General features: G+C 35.2%; 18 protein-coding genes and 1 pseudogene. 14 read left to right on the forward strand and 5 right to left on the reverse strand.

What is annotated here, in order from left to right; translation table 11 throughout:
- Nucleotides 1–146: 146 nt before the first annotated feature.
- A complete protein-coding gene (locus tag NST77_RS03255) occupies nucleotides 147–1,037 on the forward strand; it encodes a cation diffusion facilitator family transporter (RefSeq protein ID WP_123257285.1) in 891 nt (296 codons plus the stop codon).
- Nucleotides 1,038–1,140: 103 nt separating this feature from the next.
- Here NST77_RS03255 and NST77_RS03260 read toward each other — a convergent pair whose 3' ends face one another.
- The gene (locus NST77_RS03260; protein ID WP_095332111.1) at nucleotides 1,141–1,938 is read right to left on the reverse strand and encodes a nucleotidyltransferase domain-containing protein; all 798 of its coding nucleotides are present in this window, start codon (nucleotides 1,936–1,938) and stop codon (nucleotides 1,141–1,143) included.
- Between the two features lie 175 nt (nucleotides 1,939–2,113).
- On the opposite strand from NST77_RS03260, the gene NST77_RS03265 reads away from it, so the two are divergent.
- Nucleotides 2,114–2,875: a sugar phosphate isomerase/epimerase family protein gene (locus tag NST77_RS03265; RefSeq protein WP_095332113.1), complete on the forward strand. Its 762-nt coding sequence runs from the start codon at nucleotides 2,114–2,116 to the stop codon at nucleotides 2,873–2,875.
- A gap of 60 nt (nucleotides 2,876–2,935) precedes the next feature.
- Here NST77_RS03265 and NST77_RS03270 read toward each other — a convergent pair whose 3' ends face one another.
- The gene (locus NST77_RS03270) at nucleotides 2,936–3,766 is read right to left on the reverse strand and encodes a dimethylarginine dimethylaminohydrolase family protein (protein ID WP_095332115.1); all 831 of its coding nucleotides are present in this window, start codon (nucleotides 3,764–3,766) and stop codon (nucleotides 2,936–2,938) included.
- A gap of 56 nt (nucleotides 3,767–3,822) precedes the next feature.
- On the opposite strand from NST77_RS03270, the gene NST77_RS03275 reads away from it, so the two are divergent.
- On the forward strand, nucleotides 3,823–3,945 hold the full coding sequence (locus tag NST77_RS03275; protein ID WP_268877130.1) for a hypothetical protein: 123 nt from the start codon (nucleotides 3,823–3,825) through the stop codon (nucleotides 3,943–3,945).
- 144 nt (nucleotides 3,946–4,089) lie between these two features.
- Here NST77_RS03275 and NST77_RS03280 read toward each other — a convergent pair whose 3' ends face one another.
- On the reverse strand, nucleotides 4,090–7,173 hold the full coding sequence (locus NST77_RS03280) for an efflux RND transporter permease subunit (RefSeq protein ID WP_341122730.1): 3,084 nt from the start codon (nucleotides 7,171–7,173) through the stop codon (nucleotides 4,090–4,092).
- A gap of 96 nt (nucleotides 7,174–7,269) precedes the next feature.
- On the opposite strand from NST77_RS03280, the gene NST77_RS03285 reads away from it, so the two are divergent.
- The 10 genes and pseudogenes from NST77_RS03285 to NST77_RS03330 all read left to right on the forward strand — a co-directional run bounded on the left by NST77_RS03285 (nucleotide 7,270) and on the right by NST77_RS03330 (nucleotide 19,119).
- The gene (locus NST77_RS03285; RefSeq protein WP_123257289.1) at nucleotides 7,270–8,121 is read left to right on the forward strand and encodes a TetR/AcrR family transcriptional regulator; all 852 of its coding nucleotides are present in this window, start codon (nucleotides 7,270–7,272) and stop codon (nucleotides 8,119–8,121) included.
- A 182-nt stretch (nucleotides 8,122–8,303) separates the two neighbouring features.
- The gene (locus NST77_RS03290; RefSeq protein ID WP_095332120.1) at nucleotides 8,304–9,452 is read left to right on the forward strand and encodes a PstS family phosphate ABC transporter substrate-binding protein; all 1,149 of its coding nucleotides are present in this window, start codon (nucleotides 8,304–8,306) and stop codon (nucleotides 9,450–9,452) included.
- 132 nt (nucleotides 9,453–9,584) lie between these two features.
- A complete protein-coding gene (locus tag NST77_RS03295; protein WP_275068801.1) occupies nucleotides 9,585–9,710 on the forward strand; it encodes a hypothetical protein in 126 nt (41 codons plus the stop codon).
- 458 nt (nucleotides 9,711–10,168) lie between these two features.
- Nucleotides 10,169–13,582, forward strand: a complete 3,414-nt coding sequence (locus NST77_RS03300) for a pullulanase (RefSeq protein ID WP_341122731.1) — start codon at nucleotides 10,169–10,171, stop codon at nucleotides 13,580–13,582.
- A 140-nt stretch (nucleotides 13,583–13,722) separates the two neighbouring features.
- Nucleotides 13,723–14,318: pseudogene (gene safA / locus NST77_RS03305) on the forward strand (SafA/ExsA family spore coat assembly protein).
- Nucleotides 14,319–14,574: 256 nt separating this feature from the next.
- Complete coding sequence (locus tag NST77_RS03310; protein ID WP_171509463.1) at nucleotides 14,575–15,591, forward strand: threonine aldolase family protein; 1,017 nt, start codon at nucleotides 14,575–14,577, stop codon at nucleotides 15,589–15,591.
- 287 nt (nucleotides 15,592–15,878) lie between these two features.
- Entirely contained in the window at nucleotides 15,879–17,819 is a 1,941-nt protein-coding gene (locus NST77_RS03315) for an FAD-dependent oxidoreductase (RefSeq protein WP_341122732.1), read from the forward strand.
- A gap of 143 nt (nucleotides 17,820–17,962) precedes the next feature.
- Nucleotides 17,963–18,223 carry a metal-sensitive transcriptional regulator gene (locus NST77_RS03320; RefSeq protein ID WP_123257294.1) on the forward strand — a complete coding sequence of 87 codons (261 nt, stop codon included), beginning with the start codon at nucleotides 17,963–17,965 and terminating at the stop codon, nucleotides 18,221–18,223.
- 94 nt (nucleotides 18,224–18,317) lie between these two features.
- Nucleotides 18,318–18,791, forward strand: a complete 474-nt coding sequence (locus NST77_RS03325; RefSeq protein ID WP_341122733.1) for a DsrE/DsrF/DrsH-like family protein — start codon at nucleotides 18,318–18,320, stop codon at nucleotides 18,789–18,791.
- Between the two features lie 31 nt (nucleotides 18,792–18,822).
- A complete protein-coding gene (locus NST77_RS03330; RefSeq protein ID WP_123257296.1) occupies nucleotides 18,823–19,119 on the forward strand; it encodes a rhodanese-like domain-containing protein in 297 nt (98 codons plus the stop codon).
- Nucleotides 19,120–19,170: 51 nt separating this feature from the next.
- On the opposite strand, the gene NST77_RS03335 is transcribed toward NST77_RS03330, so the two are convergent.
- Together NST77_RS03335 and NST77_RS03340 are read right to left on the reverse strand one after the other, a co-directional pair.
- Entirely contained in the window at nucleotides 19,171–19,527 is a 357-nt protein-coding gene (locus tag NST77_RS03335) for a hypothetical protein (RefSeq protein ID WP_123259735.1), read from the reverse strand.
- 37 nt (nucleotides 19,528–19,564) lie between these two features.
- On the reverse strand, nucleotides 19,565–19,759 hold the full coding sequence (locus NST77_RS03340; RefSeq protein ID WP_341122734.1) for a hypothetical protein: 195 nt from the start codon (nucleotides 19,757–19,759) through the stop codon (nucleotides 19,565–19,567).
- Nucleotides 19,760–19,928: 169 nt separating this feature from the next.
- Here NST77_RS03340 and NST77_RS03345 point away from each other — a divergent pair, with 169 nt between their 5' ends.
- Nucleotides 19,929–20,603, forward strand: a complete 675-nt coding sequence (locus NST77_RS03345) for a spore coat protein (RefSeq protein ID WP_445668901.1) — start codon at nucleotides 19,929–19,931, stop codon at nucleotides 20,601–20,603.
- The last annotated feature ends 22 nt before the right edge of the window (nucleotides 20,604–20,625 follow it).

Below are 20,625 nucleotides of genomic sequence, written 5' to 3' on the forward strand. Positions count from 1 at the left end.
ATACATTCCTAAAGAAAAGTAAATGATTAATTTGTAAGAAGGCAACTTTTTTTCTCTAGACCCACTGCTTTCTTTTCTGCTAATATGTTTAAGTTGACTTTTTAAGTGTATTGAAATTTTTGGAAAATAAAAGAGGTTGATGAAATTTGGGATCGAGAGAATTGCTAGCCAAACGAGTAGCTTGGATTAGTGTAATTAGTAATATTATCTTAACAATTGGGAAAATAATAGTGGGTTGGATAGGGAATAGTGATGCGGTTTTTGCCGATGGAATTCACTCAGCTGCAGATGTGTTTGCCTCTGTCCTTGTTTTAGTCGTTATTAAAATTGCGAATAAACCGGCAGATCAGGAACATCCATATGGACATGGGAAGGCAGAAATAATTGTATCTGGTATTGTTGGTATGATTCTTTTATGTGTCTCTATCTACTTGGTATATGAAGTAATAATTGGGTTATTCCATCCCATCACAACACCAAGTATGATTGCAATGTGGGTTGCTGTTATTTCTTATATTTCGAAAGTGCTATTATATCGATATAGTAAAAGGATTGCGAAGGAACAAAGCAGTAAAGCAATTGAAGCAATTGCTTATGATCATAAGGCTGATATTGTGGCATCCATTGCAGCAGCAATAGGCGTTCTGTTCTCTATCCTTGGAGAAAAGTTGAATATACATTTATTTCTTTATGGAGATAAGCTTGCAACGATCATTGTAGCTTATTTGATTTTTAAAATTGCGAAGGAAATGGTAAGTGAAGCTTTTGATATTTTACTGGAGCGGAATATAGATCTGGCAATTTTAGCAGAGTATCATGACATAATTTCTTCCTTTGCTGAAGTAAAGCGAATTGACCGACTCCGTGCTAGAGAACATGGTCACTATATATTAGTCGATTTACGTATCTCAATCGATTACGATAAAACTATTAAGGAAGGTCATGATTTATCTAGAAAAATAAAAAAGAAATTAATGGCAAAGCACGATAATATTAATGAAGTGCTAATTCATTTGAATCCATATTTTAAGGACTAGCATTCTTTTGTCCATGCAAAGATACCGCAATTACTTTTTATATAACTAAAAAAGGTCATGAAAAAGTGTTGTTCTTACATGAACGCTTTTTCAATGACCTTTTTCAATAATTCCAGACTTCTTTTAATGAAAATCGAAATAGCTCATTTAATTGTTCGGTTGGATCTTCCGAATTTTTTTGCAACCCTTTTGCGTATGCTTCTAGCTCGTGGATCTCACTTTCTAAGAATGTATTAATGAGATTGATTCGTGGTTCAAGTGATAATTCTTCGCCGGATTTTTTTCTTTCTAATAAAGTACTAATACTTGTAAGAAGGTCACCAGCAGGGATAAGTTCATGTACTAATGTTTCGAACTCCATTGGCGGAACCGTTTGGTATATTTGAGTCCACTTTGCTGCTAAAATTGGTCTTAATACATAAAAATATTTTTTAATTTTAACGGTATCTCCTTGTAGGTATTCTCGAAAATTTCCTTTTGCCATATTTAAATAATGATAGATAATGGAAGCAGGCGAGAATATTTCTTTTTCTAGTTCTTTCATTTGATCGATGGTTGAAAAACGCTGATAATATACCATATTAGAGCGTAACCATTCTAATAACGGAGGATTGGACTTGCGAAAAAGCTTAAGCGTTTTAGTTAGTTCCCAGCCGCTCATATCTAATAAGGGATCAACAGGGATTGATAATGAATCGTGGTTTGGAATCTCGATTACATCTCGGCTGCGATCAATCGATAAGTACCAGTTTGGCTGGTGAATATAAATAAAGCGAACATCATAATCACTATCCTTGGATGGAAAGCCCCATGCCCGACTTCCAGATTCACATGCATAAAGCACCTTTATGTTAAATTCCTTTTCCGTTTGCTCAATCACTTTTCTGATATGGTTTTCCAAAGGCATATACCTCCAATTGATTTTTGCTCATTTTACCAAAAAAATCAGCGATTTACCATATTAATCTGCAAAATGATAACGTTCTCATGTACAATAATAGGGAGTGCTTATTTTGTCTGACTATCCCTTTAGGGAGTAATTGGGGGAAAGGAATAACAAGGAGGAGGAAGTAAAATTGAAGAATATACCGATTGCCATCCAAATGTATACGTTAAGAAATGAGTGTGAGGAGGATTTTCGCGGAACCCTCCGTAAAGTGGCGGATCTTGGATTTCAAGGAGTAGAGCTTGCTGGATATGGGGGAATCCCTGTAGCAGAATTAAAGGAATTATTGGATGAACTAAATTTACGAGTAGCAGCATGCCATGTGCCATTAACTGATTTAGAGAGCGATCTTTCTCAGGTTATTCAAGACCAATTAGTATTAGGGAGTAAATTTTTAGTATGTCCCTATCTTTTACCAGACAAAAGAACAGAAGCGGATTATCAATCACTAATTTCTTTCTTGAATATGGCAGGAGCAGAATGTCGAAAAGCAGGGATATCTCTCTGTTATCATAATCATGATTTTGAATTAGATATAATGAGTGATGGAAGAACGGCATTAGCTACGATAATGGAAGATACAGATCCAACATTAGTTTTTGCAGAACCGGATGTATACTGGCTTTCGAAGCGAGACTATGATCCAGCAAAATGGATTGATACATATAAAGACAGAATGAAGCTTATTCATTTAAAGGATATGACAACAGATGAAGAACAATTCTTTGCTGAGGTAGGTACAGGAAGTATTGATTTTCATGCAATTCTTGAAAAAGGAGAGGACATAGATATCCAATGGTGGATCATTGAACAGGATGCAACTAGAAGAACTCCATTGGAAAGCATTGAAATTAGTTTGCAAAATCTAAGGGAAATGTTAGCGGTACGGTAGATATAAACGTAACTAGAATAAATCAGTGGGGATTTCCCCACTGATGAAATGTACCTTTTCCTATTCTCTAAGTAAGGGCATGGAACAACAACGAAATGATCCACCAGATTTAATGATTTCGGAAAAATCAACCTCGAGTACTTCATACCCTCTTTTTTGCAATTCTTTATTAACCCCTTCATTCATAGGTAAACTAATTACCTTTTTGTTGCCAATGGATAATACATTTGTACCTAATGTTTCTTGCTCTTTAGCGCTTACGTGAATGAATTCATAACGTTCTCGCAGTAATTTTTCTTTTTCTTTATGAAATTCCCCTGGGAAAATTAATCCCTCTGTAGGAGAAAGAATATTAAAGACACAATCTAGATGGAGATATGTATCCGTAAACGGGACAGCTATGACATCATAAGAAGGCATCAAGGTCTGTAAATGGCGGACCGCTGCTTCATTTGTACGCTGACTGATGCCTACAAAAATTGTTTTCCCATCAATAATCACATCGCCGCCTTCAATAAAATTGCCTTTAATATCTGTATAAGTGATTTCTTTTTTCTTTAAATAATCTATTAAAACTCTTTCTTCTCCATGTCTAGCATCTCGTGCCATTTCTGCCACAAAGATCTGACTTCCTAAAGTGAAGCCGATATCTCTTGTAAAAACCTGTTCATGGTATTTTTCTTCTGTTGGAAGAAGCAGTGTTTCCACTCCATTTTTTTGTAGAGTTTCAATAAACATTTCATGCTGCTTTACGGCTAGTTTTTTATCAATATTTTTCTTTGCATGTTTTTTTTGAATATCATTTATAGGGACTTTAATAGCCATATATTCGGGAGAAACTAAGACCACTGTTTTTAATGGATCATATTCATTGGAACAATGTATTTTCATGATAAAACCCTTTCCATTATAGTATAGAAATTAGTTTTTCCTGAATGACTTTTTTTATGAAAGAACTTGTGAAATCATTTTTAGGGGATGAGGTTTATGTGAAGGCAATGAAAGACACAATTGCAAGAATAAGTGGTGGAAGTGGTGTTCATAGAAGGGATATGGGCAAGAAAACCTAGAGGAAGTGGCGTTCATCAGGGAAATGAAAGCGAAGAAAAACCAGTAGAAGTAGCATTCATTTCACTATTATAGTTAAACCAAAGGAAAAAAAGACAGACAAAAGCCAGTGAAGAATGCCTTCACTGGCTTTTGTCATTTAGTCATTAGTTTTCGTCAATATCTTTACGATTTTTCTTAAATAGTTTAGAAAGAATTTCATAAACAATAGGGACGATAACAAGTGTTAACAACGTAGAACTGATTAAACCACCAATAACAGTAATACCAAGGTCTTTAGAGATTAATCCACTACCACCAGAACCAACTGCTAGTGGAATTAATGCACCAATTGTTGCAATAGCTGTCATTAGAATTGGACGAAGACGTGTTGATCCTGCTCCAAGAATCGCTTCACGCATATTCATTCCATCTCGTTCCATATGAATGATTCGGTCTACTAATACAATGGCATTCGTTACTACAATACCAATTAACATTAAGAGCCCCATCATTACCGAAACAGAAATGGTCTGACCTGATAGGTACAATCCGACAAACGAACCGATAACAGCAAATGGTAAACTGAATAGAATCGAAAATGGAGCAACTCCTTCTCGGAATGTAACAACAAGGATAAAGTACACGATCGCAACAGCAGCAATCATAGCAATACCTAATTGTGTGAATGTTTCATTCATATCTGCAGTTACACCCGCAACTCCCATTGTAACGCCTTTTGGTAAGTCGATTTTATCGATTTCTTTATCTACTTCATTTGTTACTTTGGACACATTATCACCAATGATTTTTCCTGATACAGTTGCATAGTACTCGCCTTCACTACGAGAAAGCGTATTTTGGGTAGTTCCCTTTTTTACATCCACAAGTTTTGAAAGTGGCATATTTTGGCCAGTAGCAGTCTGGATTTCTGTATCTAGCATATCGTCGATTGATTTCGGCTGTGCTGATTTTTCTTGTTGGACAATAACATCAAGCTCCTGCCCGTCTTTTTCAATCGTTGTTAACACATCTTTTGAATTGTTAGGGCTTAGTGTCGCAAGTAGCTGACCAGCTGTTAACCCATATTGTAACAATTCTTGCTGATTTACTTTAAATGTATATTCCACATAAGCGTCTTCAGCTGTTGTAGTAACATCTTCTAAACCATCATTCTTTTTTAGCATATCTTCCACTTTTTTCACTGACTCATTCAGCTTATCTAAATCTTCACTGTAGAATGTATAGCTAACTTCATTTGTTGACATTCCGGTTGATGAGAAGTCTTGGGATTTCCATTCGCCAGATTGGTCGAGATTTGTAATATATTCCTCAATTTCATCACGAGCTTCAGGGAAATTTTTCATATCTTCATCAAAGATGAGATACATAAGTGCACCGCCAGCTCCAGTGCCCATCATTGCGCTTTGTGCATCAGCTGTATCATTTATCGATAATTGAACGATATCGATATCTTTGCGGTCAAGCATTTTTTCTTCTACTTCTGTAACGTTCTTTAATGTCTCATCCTTTAGTTCACCCGTTTCTGGAGTGTAGGTGATATACATCGTTTTTTCTTCTTCACTTCCTAGGAAGCTAAAGCCGATTAAAGGAGTGAGGGCAACACTTCCAGCTAATAAAATAACAGCGATAACGGAAGTGATGATTTTATGATTAAGTGCTTTTTCGAGAATACCTTTATACCAAGTTGCCAATTTTCCAGCTTCTTTATGATTACTTTCTGTTTTCTCACTATATAATTTTTTCTTAAATAAGAAATGAGAAAGGGCTGGAACGATTGTAATGGCAACAAGTAATGATGCTCCAAGTGCGAAAGCCATTGTTAAGGCGAAAGGACGGAATAATTCTCCAACCATGCCTCCAACAAACATTAATGGAGCAAATACCGCAACTGTTACTAAAGTAGAAGACAGGATTGGTTTAAACATTTCAATCGTTGCTTCTCTAATTAGCGCGCGGCCAGTTAATTTTTCTTCTTTCAGGTGCAAGCGTCGATAAATATTTTCCACGACAACGATGGAGTCATCGATTACCCTTCCAATTGCCACGGTAATAGCACCTAGCGTCATAATATTTAATGTGATATCCATCCAGTTTAATAGTAGCAATGCCATGAAAATAGATACTGGAATGGAAATAATCGAGATAATCGTTGATTTAAAATCACGTAAGAATAGTAAAATGATTAATACAGCAATTAAACAACCAAATACGGCCTTTTCAACCATTGTAAGCACAGATTTTTCAATCGGATCTCCTTGGTCGAGAGAAACATCAATTACTAAGCCATCAATATTTTTTTGCTCATCTTTAATTAAATCTTTTACACTGTTAACAACATCAACAGTGTTTGCTTGTTGACCTTTGACAATTTGGATGGCGATTGCATCTTTACCATTTGTACGAGAAACTGATTCCACTTTCCCAACTACTTCAATTTTGGCAATATCGCTAAGTTTTACAAATGGGGAAGGATTTTGTTGAGATGGAGTGACAGGAATTTGCATATTCTTTAGTTCTTTTTCTGTCATAAATTTCCCATCAATTGCAACTGCTTGTTCGCCTTCTTCAAACTCGTAAAGTCCTAAAGAAACTGCTAAATTACTCGCTTGAATCATATCTTTAACAGTATCTTCCGTTAAATCTAATTGCGCCATTTTTTCTTTATCATATGTTAAATCTACTTCTTCAATATGCTGACCTGTGATAGTTGCAGAAGCGACACCATTAATCTTTTCGATTTTTGGGAGAATGATATCTTCCACAGTTGAGGTTAATTCGGTAATGTCTTCTTTTGTACTGCTGACACTTAACGCTACAACTGGCATCATGTTCATACTGATTGCTGTAATTGTAGGTTCCTCTGCATCTTTAGGTAAGGTGACATTATCCAGAGCGGATTGTAAAGCTCGTTTTGCTTCATCCATATCCGTCCCATATTCATATTCTAATTGAACATTTGCCATGTTCGAATAAGAATTCGAATAGACAGCTTTAACATCTTCCAGATTTTCTACTACTTTTTCTATCGGTATGGAAACTTCTTCCATGATTTTCTCCGGCGTAGCTCCCGGGTAAACATCCATTACGGTTAAGTATGGAATAGAGATATTTGGTATGGTTTCCATATTCATTTTTGTACCAGAATAGATACCTGATACAGTAATAATAATGGTTAGTAACCAAACCGCAAGCTTGTTACCTAACACAAAATTTACTAAACCTTTCATAATACACCTTCCCTTTATTGACTAATCTAACTCATTTACTTATAATAAATGACTAAGTAGTCATATGTCAATCAATAGTACATAGGAGAGAATGAGATGACAAAAAAACAGCTGATCATGGAAAAATCAATAGAGTTATTTGCAAAGCAAGGATTTGCGGCTACTTCCGTTCAACAAATAACGGAACATTGTGGGATTTCTAAAGGGGCCTTCTATTTATCCTTTAAGTCAAAGGATGAACTAATTATGGCTTTAGTTGATTATTTTATGGAACAGTTCATCGTGAAACTTGACTATGCAGTCAATCACGTAGATGATATTCTTTATCATTTTTATTATGAAATATTATATACATTTAAGGAAAATTCTAGTTTTGCGATGTTATTTATTAAAGAGCAAGCGCTTTCGTTTAATGAAGAATTTATTCGAAAGTTTACTTATTATGATCATTTATTGGAAAAAACAATCGAGCATATGATTGGAGAAGTATATGATTCATCCAAACAAGCAATCAAGTATGATTTAGTATTTAGTATTAAAGGGTTTCTTAATACTTATACGCATATTGTATTAAACCATAATAAATATATTGATTTTGATTTACACAGGCTTGCAAAATCTCTTGTAGAGAAAACAGACATCCTAGCTTCATATACAGAATCACCATATTTTACAGAAAGTATCTATCAGTTGCTGCATCAGTCCGTTAAGGAAGAAAGTGCGACAAAAGAGGATTTACTGCAACTTATAAAAGGGAAAAGGGAAGAAGTAGATGATCATTATGTGAACGAATCGCTTTCTTTACTGATAGAGCAGTTGGAAGAGAAAACATTGAACCCGGTTTTACTAAAAGGATTGATTGAAAACATTCGACATCATCGTGACTGTATTTGGTTATCCTATTTATTATTTCAATATTTTCAGCTTCATCCGAGTCATCAACAATAGATATATTTTAAAGATGAATTCTTTACAGGATTCATCTTTTTTTATTTAAATCCTTTCAAAGCAATAAAGGAATCGTATCAAATAAAATAATTCTTGATAAAAGTGAAAATATACACTAAAATTGAAATAAATCATTTGTTATGACGAATAAATGAGAGTTTGTAATGATAAAGGAGAAAAAAATGAAGGTATTTCAAGCAATTATAATGACGGTATTTATTGGATTTATCGGTTTTTTTGCAACAATGTTAACCACTTTATTCACAGCGAGTACATTTTATCTATGGTTTTTACCGATTATTACTGTACTTTATATAATAACTGTTTATCTATTAATTTTTGAATGGTGGAAGAAAAAAGCGGTCAAAAAGGCAAGATTAATGATTTTAGCTATTAGTATCTGCGGGATAGCGGGTTATATAATTTATGAACATTACGATAAAAATTTAGAGGTTGTTAGTAGTCAAGATACAGATTTAACAGAATATATGCCATTTTTAGAGGGAACAAAAGCAGTTTCTCTGAAAGAAGAATCACTATTTAAAATTGAAAAAAATCTTCCGCGGTTAGATGGCTCTACCGCTCTTTATCCTGTATATGCAGGATTTGTTCAAGCAGTGTATCCACAAAAGAAGTATCCGTTAGAGGAAAGTGAGGTAGTTTCAAGTCAAACAAGTGAGGCATATAATCGCTTATTAAATCGTGAGGCAGACATCATATTTATGCCAAAGCCTTCAGAGAAACAATATAAAATGGCTGAAAGCCAGGGGGTGAAATTAAAGCTGACGCCAATTGGGAGAGAGGCATTTATCTTTTTTGTTCATGCGAAAAATCCAGTGGAAACACTCAGCATAGAACAAATACAGGATATTTATTCTGGGAAAATAAGAAACTGGAAGGAAGTCGGTGGAAAGCATGAAAAAATTAGAGCATTTCAAAGACCAGAAGAAAGTGGCAGTCAATCTGCCTTGCTAAGGGTCATGGATGGAAAACCGTTAATGGACCCTCCCACAAAGGATATTGTCGATGCAATGGAAGGCATAATAAGTGAAACTGCAGACTATCAGAATAAAAGTAATGCAATTGGATTCTCTTTCCGGCATTTTTCAGAAGATATGGTGCGTAATGGAAAAATAAGAAATATTGCTGTTGATGGAATACCTCCTACAGTAGAAACAATTAAAGATGGAAGTTATCCATTCATTAATGAATTTTATGCTATAACGCTGGAGGATAATAGCTCTCCCCAAATAGATGGATTTTTAAAATGGATGGTGTCAGAGCAAGGCCAACAGATTGTTTCGGAAACTGGTTATGTGGCAGTTGAATAGATACTAATATGTGGAAAATCTTTATTTGGGTAACCGGTAGTATTTATTACTGACCGAGTTACCCATTTATATGGTAAACAGCAATGAAAGAATCTTTATTTTGTATTTATAAGTGAAAACTAACTAATTAGAATGATAGATATCAGCCAAAACAGCAGGGGAATCAGCCAAAGTAAGAAAATATCAGCCAAAATAGCAAGGGAATCAGCCAAACTAGGAAAATATCAGCCAAAACAGCAAAGAAATCAGCCAAACTAGAAAAATATCAGCCAAAGCAGCAAGGAAATCAGCCAAAGTAAGAAAATATCAGCCAAAGCAGCAAGGAAATCAGCCAAAGTAAAAAAATATCAGCCAAAGCAGCAGGGGAATCAGCCAATGTAAAAAAATATCAGCCAAAGCAGCAGGGGAATCAGCCAATGTAGGAAATATCAGCCAAACGCGTCCAATCCTCATAAAAATGAAAACCAAAAAGCTTCATTAATTTTTTGTCTATTTTATAAAGCTGGATGCCTGTAACTATCTTGCTTGGAATTCTGTTACCGTGAACAATCAAAAGAAATATTGACACTCATAATCTACTATATTTATAATCTCTCATATAAAGAAAGCGTTTACTTTTACATCACTAAAAGAAGTAAACGCTTATTTTTTTACAACTAGGTAGGTTTAGCAAAAGACTTAAGTTGCTTAAAACATTTAAAACAGGAGGAACAGGAATGAATCACTGGTTAAGGAAATTACTCATTATTCTAACGATATTTGTTCTTGTGTTCACGACACGAGGCTTCTCATTCAATCAAATGAACGTAAAAGCAGGGAACACAAGTGGAAAAGACATACCTGAAAACACATTAAGAATTCATTATCAAAATGAGGAGAACAAGTATCAGGATCTAGGGTTATGGCTGTGGGAAGATGTAGAATCGCCAACTGCCAATTGGCCACAAGGTGCTGCAGCGTTTGAAGAAGAGAATCAAGATGAGTATGGTACATATATTGATATCCCTTTGAAAGAAGATGCTAGAAAGGTAAGCTTTCTTGTTGTAAACAGAACCAATGGAGAGAAAGAGAGTGGAGATAAGTCAGTTACGATAAACAATCCATCATTAAATGAAATATGGATTAAAGAAGGTTCAGATAGTGTTCATCTATTTGAGCCGGTAGAGCTGGCTGACAATACAGTTAGAATTCATTATCAAAGAGATGACCAAAACTATGATAAGTTAGGGGTGTGGTTATGGGAAGATGTAGAATCACCTACTGTTAATTGGCCAACTGATGCCGTAGCGTTAGAAAAGAATGATCGCTATGGTGCTTATGTTGATATAAAAGTGAAAGAGAATGCTAAAAAAATTGGCTTTCTTATTGTAAACCGTGAAAATGGTGAAAAGATAGCCGGAGACAAAGGATTTGCATTATTGGAAGAATACGATCATTTGTGGATTAAAAATGAAGATGATCAAGTGTATATTTCACCATACTGGGAATCCCCAACTGATTTAGTATCAGGGGAACTATTGTCTGACACAACCATCCAATTAACTTTTTCCAGTACAAAAGGACTTGTGGAAGAGGAAATAGCGCAAGCATTATCTATTGTAGATAAGGACAAAGAAGTAATAGATTTTCGTGCAGTGAAAATTATTAATGAAACCACAGTGGAAATAACAGGTATTTATGATGCGGAAAAGGGGCCTTTTACAATCTCTTATCAAGGAAGATCTGTTACAGCTAAATCTGGGTGGAAAATGTTAGATGAAAATTACTTTTATGAGGGCAATGATTTAGGGGCCACTTATCATAATAAAGATGCAACATTAAAATTATGGGCACCGAAAGCCTCAAAGGTAACCGCTGTTTTTTATGATAAAAATGATGCAGCAAGGAAAATCGGCAGTTTAGATTTAGTACAAGGGGATCAAGGGGTATGGAGGATTGAAGCGAAAGCGAGTGAGCTCGGCATCAACGACACAAGAGGATATTATTATCAATATGAAGTAACCAATGATGGAAAAGTATCTAAAGTTTTAGATCCTTATGCTAAATCAATGGCAGCATTTACTGTTAACACAGAGGGAAAAGTTGGCAGTGATGGCGATACAGTAGGAAAGGCGGCCATTGTTGATTTAAGTCAAACCAACCCAGCTAACTTTAGTGGTGTTAACATCGATGGTTATGAAAAAAGAGAAGATGCGATTATATGGGAAGCTCATATTCGTGACTTTACTTCTGATCCAACCATTGAGACTGATTTAAATGGTCGCTTTGGAACTTATAAAGCATTTATTGATAAACTGGATTATATAAAATCCTTGGGTGTTACACATGTCCAGCTCCTGCCAGTTAATGCTTGGTATTGGGGAGATGAAACGAGAATGGGAGAAAGGGAATTAGCGTATTCGGCAGCAGGAAATGAATATAATTGGGGGTATGATCCTCATAACTATTTCTCACCAGATGGTGCCTATTCTGAAAATCCAAAAGATCCAGAGCTGCGCATTAAAGAATTAAAGGAGCTAATTAATGCGATTCATGCTGCTGGCATGGGAGTGGTTCTAGATGTTGTATATACACATATGTCCAATGCTAGTCTATTAAATGATATTGTTCCAGACTATTATTTTTTCCAAGACAGTAATGGTAAGTTTGTGGGAGGATTTGGAAATAACTTAGCTACAAATCATAAAATGGCGGAAAAGCTAATGATAGATTCAGTGAAATATTGGTTTCGTGAATTTAAAATCGATGGCATGAGATGGGATATGATGGGGGATGCAACCGATGAAGCTGTTCAAAAAGCTTATGATGAAGCGAAAGGCATCAATCCCAATGCATTATTTATTGGAGAAGGGTGGAGGACGTTCTCTGGTCATTTAGCAGACCCATCTTTGGCAGGAAAAGGTGCAGACCAAGATTGGATGGATAAAACCGATGATGTCGGTGTTTTTTCTGATGAAATAAGAAATGAGTTAAAATCGGGTTTTGGTTCAGAAGGAGAGCCGCGCTTTATCACTGGCGGAGCTCGTAATATTCAGACGATATTTAATAATATAAAAGCACAGCCATCCAATACGCCAGCAGATGATCCAGGAGACATGGTGCAATATATTGAAGCACATGATAATCTGCCGCTCTACGATATTATTGCGAAAGCTTTGAAAAAAGATCCAGCCATTCCAGAAAATGATCTAGAAATTCATAAACGCATTCGCCTTGGAAACTCATTGATTCTGACTTCACAAGGCACGGCATTTTTACATGCAGGACAAGAATATGGAAGAACCAAGCAATGGCTAGGAGAGGGAATTCCAGAACAAAAATATGATGCTTTTACAGATGAAAATGGCAATGTGTTTGGTTACTTTGTTCATGATTCCTATGATTCATCTGATGCCATTAATATGTTTGATTGGTCCAAAGCCACCAATGAGGAAGCATATCCAATAAATAATGAAACGGTGGAATATACAAAAGGATTAATTGAATTAAGAAAATCAAGCAATGCTTTTCGACTAGGTGAAAAGAGTTTAGTCGATTCTAATGTAACCATGATTGATGCACAAGAGATACAGGAAGAAGATGTTATTATTGCCTATAAAAATGAGTCAACAGACAATACAGGCAGCTATTATGTATTTATGAATGGTGATACAAAAGCTAGGGAGCTGACATTAAGTGAAGATTTAACCGAATTTAAAGTAGTAGTGGATAATGATGAAGCAGGTAAAGATTCTGTTGAAGAGAAAAGTGGCTTCACTTTAACAGCAGAAAAAATAACACTTGAGCCACTTACTACTATTGTCATAAAAAATGAAAAAGAGACAGGCGGAAATCCGGATGATGACGACAAAGAGCCCAATGATCCAGAAAATCCAGTGGATTCAACAGATCCTGAAGTTCCAGAAAAACCAGATAAAGAAGCCCCAGTTAATGCAGATAAGAATCCCATTGATAATAAGGGAGACAAAGGAGATAACGGTGAGAAGGCTGATAATAACGGAAAATCAAAAAATTCCTTGCCAAATACAGCAACTAATAATGGCACATATCTACTGATTGGGATAGTTATTTTAGCAGCAGGTGTTTGTCTTTCTATCATCGTTCGCAGAAAAAAAGCAGATGCAGAATAAATAAATAGATAGCAGAAGTTAGGAGTATAGCTAACTTCTGCTTTTTGTATTTAAAAAAGGGAAAGAAAGCAAAAAAATAATGGACGAAAGTATAAGAACGAAATTTTGTGCGCACCTTATTATTCAGAAGGAATGGTAAAATGAAGAAAATAATAGCAATGGTTACTTTTTTTTGTTTAATAGCACTCCCTACGATGGTATTTGCTGATACATATATCGTTAAAAATGGAGATTCGATGTGGGAAATTGCGGTGAAATATCAAATTGGCTTAACAGAGATTATTGCTGCGAACCCACAGATTTCAAATCCTAGTTTAATTTATCCAAATCAAAAATTGACTATCCCCAATATTGATCCCATTAAAACAGTAGAATGGGAAGTAATCCGACTTTGCAATATAGAACGTCAAAAAATGGACTTCCTGCTTTAACGGAAAACTGGGAATTATCAAGAGTTGCTAGAGATAAATCGATGGATATGGCTCAAAAAAAGTACTTTAGTTATACAAGTCCAACATACGGATCGCCATTTGATATGATGAAAGCATACGGAATTAGTTATAAAGCAGCTGGAGAAAATATTGCTCAAGGTCAAACAAGCGCATAAGCAGTAGTTCAAGCGTGGATGAATTCGAGCGGTCATAGAGCAAACATACTAAGTGAAAACTTTACACAAATCGGTGTAGGATATCACCAAAATGGTAACTATTGGACGCAAATGTTTATATCAAAATAATATTTTAGCAAGGGATTACTACTTAAAATTAAGTGATAATCCCTTTATTTGTAGTGATGAGATAATACTTCTAATTTTGGTAGCTAGCTGGCTATTAATGCTTCCTCTTGAAAATCCACACAGTTCTCAGTGAAGCCTTGCCAACCATTTTCATATAGTTATTCGACAACCGCGATAAAGTGGACAATTGCCAAAACATTTAGTGACAAGACGAATCTTTTTGTGAGAAAATATTTTTAAAAAGGAGGCTATGTCCATGTATAGTTTTAATAATGATTATAGTGAAGGAGCACATCCACGAATTTTACAAGCATTGCTAGAATCCAATTTGCAGCAAGAAATAGGATATGGGCAAGATTCCTTTACACACAAAGCAGTTGAAATATTGAAAGAAAAACTGAATTGTGAGGAGGTAGATGTTCATCTTTTAGTTGGCGGAACGCAAACTAATTTAATTGCCATTTCTGCCTTTTTAAGACCACATGAAGCAGCCATTGCCGCTAAGTCTGGACATATTTTTGTTCATGAAACAGGAGCTATCGAAGCAACTGGTCATAAGGTTCTTACAGTTGATACGGAAAATGGCAAGTTAACACCAAGTCTAATTCAAAAGGTACTTGATGAGCATACAGATGAACATATGGTAAAGCCAAAACTCGTATACATATCCAATTCAACTGAAATTGGAACGATTTATTCCAAAAGCGAGCTTAAACAGTTAAGTGAATTTTGTCAGAAGAATCAATTGCTTTTCTATATGGATGGAGCACGTTTAGGGTCAGCACTTTGTGCCAAAGACAATGATCTTACGTTAAGTGATTTACCTCAACTTCTGGATGCTTTTTATATTGGCGGTACCAAAAATGGAGCATTGATGGGGGAAGCGCTTGTGTTAAAGAAAGATTCCTTAAAGGAGGATTTCCGTTATCATATTAAGCAAAAAGGAGCAATGCTGGCAAAAGGCAGAGTGCTAGGAATCCAATTTTATGAGCTATTTAAGGATAATCTTTTCTTCGAATTGGCTGAACACGCTAATAGGCTGGCAGAAAGACTAACAACAGCATTAGCCGAGAAAGGTTATCGTTTTTTAACCCAATCTTCGACTAATCAGGTTTTTCCGATTGTTTCTAACGATAAGATTATAGAATTACAGAAAAATTATAACTTCATCATATGGGGAAAAATTGATAAGGAACATTCTGCGATTCGGCTTGTCACCTCTTGGGCAACAAAAGAAGAGGAAGTGGAGCGGTTTATTAACCATTTAAAATAAGAATAATTAAAATTATCAATGGCATACAGGAATATTTCGGTATGCCATTATGTATTATTTCCTATGAAAGTTCCGTAGAAAAGAATTTGAAGAATTGCTACAGAAAAGCGCTAATAGTTAGACCACTAAATTTGCTAATTATAAGAAAAACAAGAGTCATTTATAATACCCAGCATTTTTTTCTTTACTTATTTTTGTTTGCTCTCTATAATATTTTATAAACCCCTATGGGTATATTTTTTATCAAAAAAAATACCCGTGTAGGTATATGAGGAGGATCTTATATTATGAGGAAGAAAGTAATTATTATTGGTGGTGTGGCAGGTGGGGCAACAGCTGCTGCACGATTAAGAAGGATAAGTGAAGAAGTGGAAATTATCTTGATTGAAAGAGGAGAGCACATTTCTTTTGCTAATTGTGGGCTGCCTTATTATATTGGAGAAACGATTAAAGACAGAAGTAAGTTGCTCGTACAGACAGTGGAAGGAATGTCAAAAAGGTTTTTATTGGATATTAGAGTAAAGAGTGAAGCGATATCGATTGATGCGAATAATAAAAAAGTCACGATTAAAAATTTACAAACAGAAGAGATATACGAAGAAACTTATGATAAGCTGTTGCTTTCACCAGGAGCAAGACCAATTATTCCCCCTATATTAGGTATAGAAAACCATCAATCACTATTTACACTAAGAAATATACCAGATACAGATCGCATAAAAGCCTTTGTTGATCAGAACACACCAGAAAGTGCTGTCATTATAGGTGGCGGATTTATTGGTGTAGAAATGGCAGAAAACTTAGTTGCCCGTGGAATAAAGGTAATGATTGTGGAGAAGGGTCATCAAATTTTAGGTCCACTTGATGTGGAAATGGCAGGTTCTGTTCAAACACATCTTAAGCAAAATGGGATAACACTTATTTTAGGTAATGGAGTAAAAGAATTTAAAGACAATGGAAATATTATAATACTGGAAGATGGGACGGAAGTGCAAACAGATATGACCATTCTATCTATTGGAGTGAGATCAGAAAATGAGTTAGCCAAACAAGCAGGACTAGAGATTGGGGAACAAGGTGGTATTATTGTAAATCACTTATTACAAACTTCTAATCAAGATATTTATGCTGTTGGGGATGCTATTGAAGTTCGTGACTACATCAATAGAAAGAAAACAATGATACCCCTTGCAGGACCAGCAAATCGCCAAGGGAGAATTGCTGCTAATAATATGATGGGAAAAAAAGAGAAGTATGAAGGAACATTAGGTACTTCAATTGTCAAAGTATTTGACTTAACAGTAGCTACTACAGGGAATAATGAAAAAACACTCCAAAAATGGGAAATTCCTTATGAAGTAGTCCATATTCACCCTAATTCACATGCTGGCTACTATCCTGAAAGTTCTCCAATTACGTTTAAATTGATATTTGATAAAGAATCAGGACAAATATATGGGGCACAAGCAATTGGAAGAGAAGGTGTCGATAAACGGATTGATGTCATTGCAACTGCAATTAAAGGTAATTTAAGTGTAGAAGATCTAACTAATCTAGAACTGTCATATGCACCACCATATTCATCTGCCAAGGATCCTGTAAATATGGCAGGATATGTGGCGTCGAATATTGTAGATGGAGAATTAGAGCAAATCCAATGGCATGAGGTAGATCAGATTGTGCAAGATGGTGGATATTTACTGGATGTAAGAGAAAGTGTAGAGAGAGAGTTTGGATATATAGAAGGTTCACTTAATATGTCATTAGGTGAACTAAGAGAGAGAATGGATGAGTTATCAAAAGATCAACCGATTTATGTAAGCTGTCAAGTTGGTTTAAGAGGATATTTAGCTAGTAGAATATTAAAAAATAACGGATTTAATGTTAAAAACGTTGATGGTGGCTGGAAAACCTATTCCTCAGCTTTTGCGTATACAAAAAAGGTAGAAAGAACGGAAGAAAGCAATCAAACAAATGAAGAAATAAGAGAAGACGAAGGCTTTCAAATTGAAACTGTACTAGATGTTGCCGGATTAACTTGTCCAATGCCAATTGTGAAATTAAAACAAGGGATGGATCAATTAGAGAGTAAGCAAGTGCTAGAGTTGCAAGCGACAGATAGAGGGGTATTAAGTGATTTGCCAGCATGGACAAAAAAGGTAGGACATCAAATTTTAAAAATGGAACAAGTAGGTTCTACTATTAAATTTTGGATTAAGAAAAAATAAAGAAATAGAGAATTCTCTTTAGTTACAATTGCTATACATTCGCTTCAGCTAGTTTGGCAGGCTATAATAATGATCAATAAATCATGTATAATGTAGGATAATAGTGACTAACTGAAAATATAGCAAATGGAAGGGGTATTTTCTTGGAATATAATGATCAATTAAAAAATAGAGTTAAGCGAATGGAAGGACAATTAAGAGGAATTCTGAAAATGATGGAAGAGAATAAAGATTGTAAGGAAGTGATTACACAGTTATCAGCTGTTCGTTCAGCAGTAGATCGAACAATGGGTGTTATTGTGAGCACTAACTTAGTTGACTGTGTGGTAGAAGCTCAGGAAAACGGAGAAAAAATGGATGATGTGATTAAGGAAGCAGTAAATCTGTTAGTCAAAAGCAGATAATGAACAAAGATAAAAAGCTCTAGAACCAATAGAGCTTATAATTTTAGATGATTATATACCCGTAGGGGTAATGGTAATTAAGAGAGGAGATAATATGGCAACGAAAACGACGATTGTGTTATTCAGTGGTGATTATGATAAAGCGATGGCTGCCTATATAATTGCTAATGGGGCAGCTGCTTACGATCATGAAGTTACTATCTTTCATACTTTTTGGGGATTAAATACTTTAAGAAAAGAAGAAAATATAAAAGTAAATAAGGGATTGTTAGAAAAGCTCTTTGGAAAAATGATGCCAAAAGGAGCAGATAGAATGGGGCTATCCAAAATGAATTTTTTAGGATTTGGTCCTAAGATGATTAAACATGTTATCAAACAGCATCAGGCAATGACACTTCCACAATTAATAGCAATGGCGCAGGAACAGAAGGTAAATCTTGTCGCATGTACGATGACAAAGGATTTACTTGGATTAAAAGAAGAAGAGCTGTTAAAAGGGATTGATTATGCTGGTGTTGCTGCCTATTTGGCTGAAGCAGAGGATGGCAATGTGAATTTATTTATCTAAAATTAGTTTTTCGAGGGAAGGGGTAAATGAAATGAAAGAAATAACAACAACGGAATTAAATAGCAAATTGCAGAGTGGAGAGAAAGTCTCGATTATTGATGTTCGGGAACCAGCGGAAGTGGCGACAGGGAAAATTCCTGAAGCGATAAATATTTCTTTGCGTCTTATTGAATTTAGAATGCATGAATTAGATAAACAAAAAGAATATTTTATGGTATGTCAATCGGGAGGAAGAAGTAGTCAGGCTGCTCAAATATTAAATAAAAATGGATATCGTGTAGTAAATGTCATTGGTGGTATGCAAAGCTGGGAAGGAAAAGTTGAATAAGAAGTATAGTTAAAAACAGGAAGCGTAAAACCTTCCTGTTTTTAAACATTGTTATTGTATCTTTGGAAATTTCACGGGAGTATTTATAGAAAGCTTGTCCTTGTAAGAACGGTAGGCGATCAATACATGATCTTTTGTACTCGCATCCAATTGTAAGATGAAGTCTCCATTTGTTTCTAAATAATAACGAATACCATTCTCTTGTAAGTGACTGAAGTAATAATAATTGCCTAATAAATATTTGCTTTCTGTTTTTGTTTCTTTATTTTCTTTTATATATTTTGCCAGTTCATTAACGGACAGAGAAGTTTCACCCGTTAAGGTGAAAAAACCTTTTCGAACCGAATCAGCAGCCTGAATAATGGAATCTTTCACTTTAGTGACCATCGTATCCAAATAACTATTCATTTTTTCCTCCATACAATTGCTAATTTTCGTGTTACTATCATTTATCTTTAAAAGACTGATTAAATTTTGTTAATTCAGGATCTTTTTTTAATTGCTTGACATGAAATGCTGTTGTTTCAACTTCTGTATCTCTACTTATTCCTAATTGATCTCCATCAGCGTCTGCAATCACACCTTCTCGTGGACCATCCATATTTGGATCAACATTCGCTTGAACTTGATTTCTAGGCATCTTGACACCTCCTAGTGTTAGGATGGATAAAAAGAAAGAAAAAAATCCATGGTTTAGTGTTTTTAAAACCTTTAGTCTCTAGTAAAAATTAACAAAGCAATAGTTCTATCATTGTCGATTATTAACAATTTTTAAGCGTATAGTTTATAGAGCGTTCACCATACTAATCATGTTGTTTAAAATCCATTTACAGGAGGAGATTATATTGTTGCAAAACGGACAGCAAGTACACCAAAATCTACAAACAGGTCAAGTTCCACAAGCGATGAATCATGGCGGACATGAAATGTTTGATGTTCATGAAGTACTAGTTGGAGCAATAAATACAATGAATTTGTATAAATTGTTAGGAAACCATATTCAGGATCCAGAATTACGAGATATTCAAAACAGACAATATCAATTTATTCAAGAAGAGTACAATTTAACATTAGAGTGTTTTCAAACTGGACAACCTCCTGCAAAGAGAACTGAACCATATATGATGAAAGAAAATAATGATTTCATCTTTGGAATGACCCAGATGCCTCCTGCAAAGCCAATTCAAAATGTGACGGAAATGAGTGATCAGGCAATGCTTAGTGCATTAAAAGCTTCTGCTTCCATGAAAACAATGGCAGCAGCTGAAACAACTAATCCGGTTGTACGTCGAGTTATTGCAGCTTCTATTCCGAACTGTTTGGAAATGGCTTATGAAGTATCTTTATACCAAAACAAGCATCATTATTATCAAGTTCCTCAGCTAGCTGCTCAAGATATGCAAAATATCTTAAACGGATTTGCACCTGCACAAGGAGCTCCAATGATGCAGCAGCAAATGAATATGAATAATAATATGCATTAATTTAAAGGAAGTTATCTCTCTT

Source organism: Niallia sp. FSL W8-0177, from assembly GCF_038006285.1.
Classification (GTDB): domain Bacteria; phylum Bacillota; class Bacilli; order Bacillales; family Cytobacillaceae; genus Niallia; species Niallia circulans_A.

Excerpts from the sequence above, each read along its gene's own strand:
- NST77_RS03340 (WP_341122734.1), bottom strand. The coding sequence starts at position 19,759 with ATGCCTAGAAATCAAGTTCAAGCGAATGTTGATCCAAATATGGATGGT.
- NST77_RS03335 (WP_123259735.1), bottom strand. The coding sequence starts at position 19,527 with ATGAATAGTTATTTGGATACGATGGTCACTAAAGTGAAAGATTCCATT.
- NST77_RS03275 (WP_268877130.1), top strand. The coding sequence starts at position 3,823 with ATGAAAGAACTTGTGAAATCATTTTTAGGGGATGAGGTTTATGTGAAG.
- NST77_RS03300 (WP_341122731.1), top strand. The coding sequence starts at position 10,169 with ATGAATCACTGGTTAAGGAAATTACTCATTATTCTAACGATATTTGTT.
- NST77_RS03285 (WP_123257289.1), top strand. The coding sequence starts at position 7,270 with ATGACAAAAAAACAGCTGATCATGGAAAAATCAATAGAGTTATTTGCA.
- NST77_RS03330 (WP_123257296.1), top strand. The coding sequence starts at position 18,823 with ATGAAAGAAATAACAACAACGGAATTAAATAGCAAATTGCAGAGTGGA.
- NST77_RS03310 (WP_171509463.1), top strand. The coding sequence starts at position 14,575 with ATGTATAGTTTTAATAATGATTATAGTGAAGGAGCACATCCACGAATT.
- NST77_RS03325 (WP_341122733.1), top strand. The coding sequence starts at position 18,318 with ATGGCAACGAAAACGACGATTGTGTTATTCAGTGGTGATTATGATAAA.
- NST77_RS03295 (WP_275068801.1), top strand. The coding sequence starts at position 9,585 with ATGATAGATATCAGCCAAAACAGCAGGGGAATCAGCCAAAGTAAGAAA.
- NST77_RS03315 (WP_341122732.1), top strand. The coding sequence starts at position 15,879 with ATGAGGAAGAAAGTAATTATTATTGGTGGTGTGGCAGGTGGGGCAACA.
- NST77_RS03345 (WP_445668901.1), top strand. The coding sequence starts at position 19,929 with ATGTTGTTTAAAATCCATTTACAGGAGGAGATTATATTGTTGCAAAAC.
- NST77_RS03270 (WP_095332115.1), bottom strand. The coding sequence starts at position 3,766 with ATGAAAATACATTGTTCCAATGAATATGATCCATTAAAAACAGTGGTC.
- NST77_RS03280 (WP_341122730.1), bottom strand. The coding sequence starts at position 7,173 with ATGAAAGGTTTAGTAAATTTTGTGTTAGGTAACAAGCTTGCGGTTTGG.
- NST77_RS03290 (WP_095332120.1), top strand. The coding sequence starts at position 8,304 with ATGAAGGTATTTCAAGCAATTATAATGACGGTATTTATTGGATTTATC.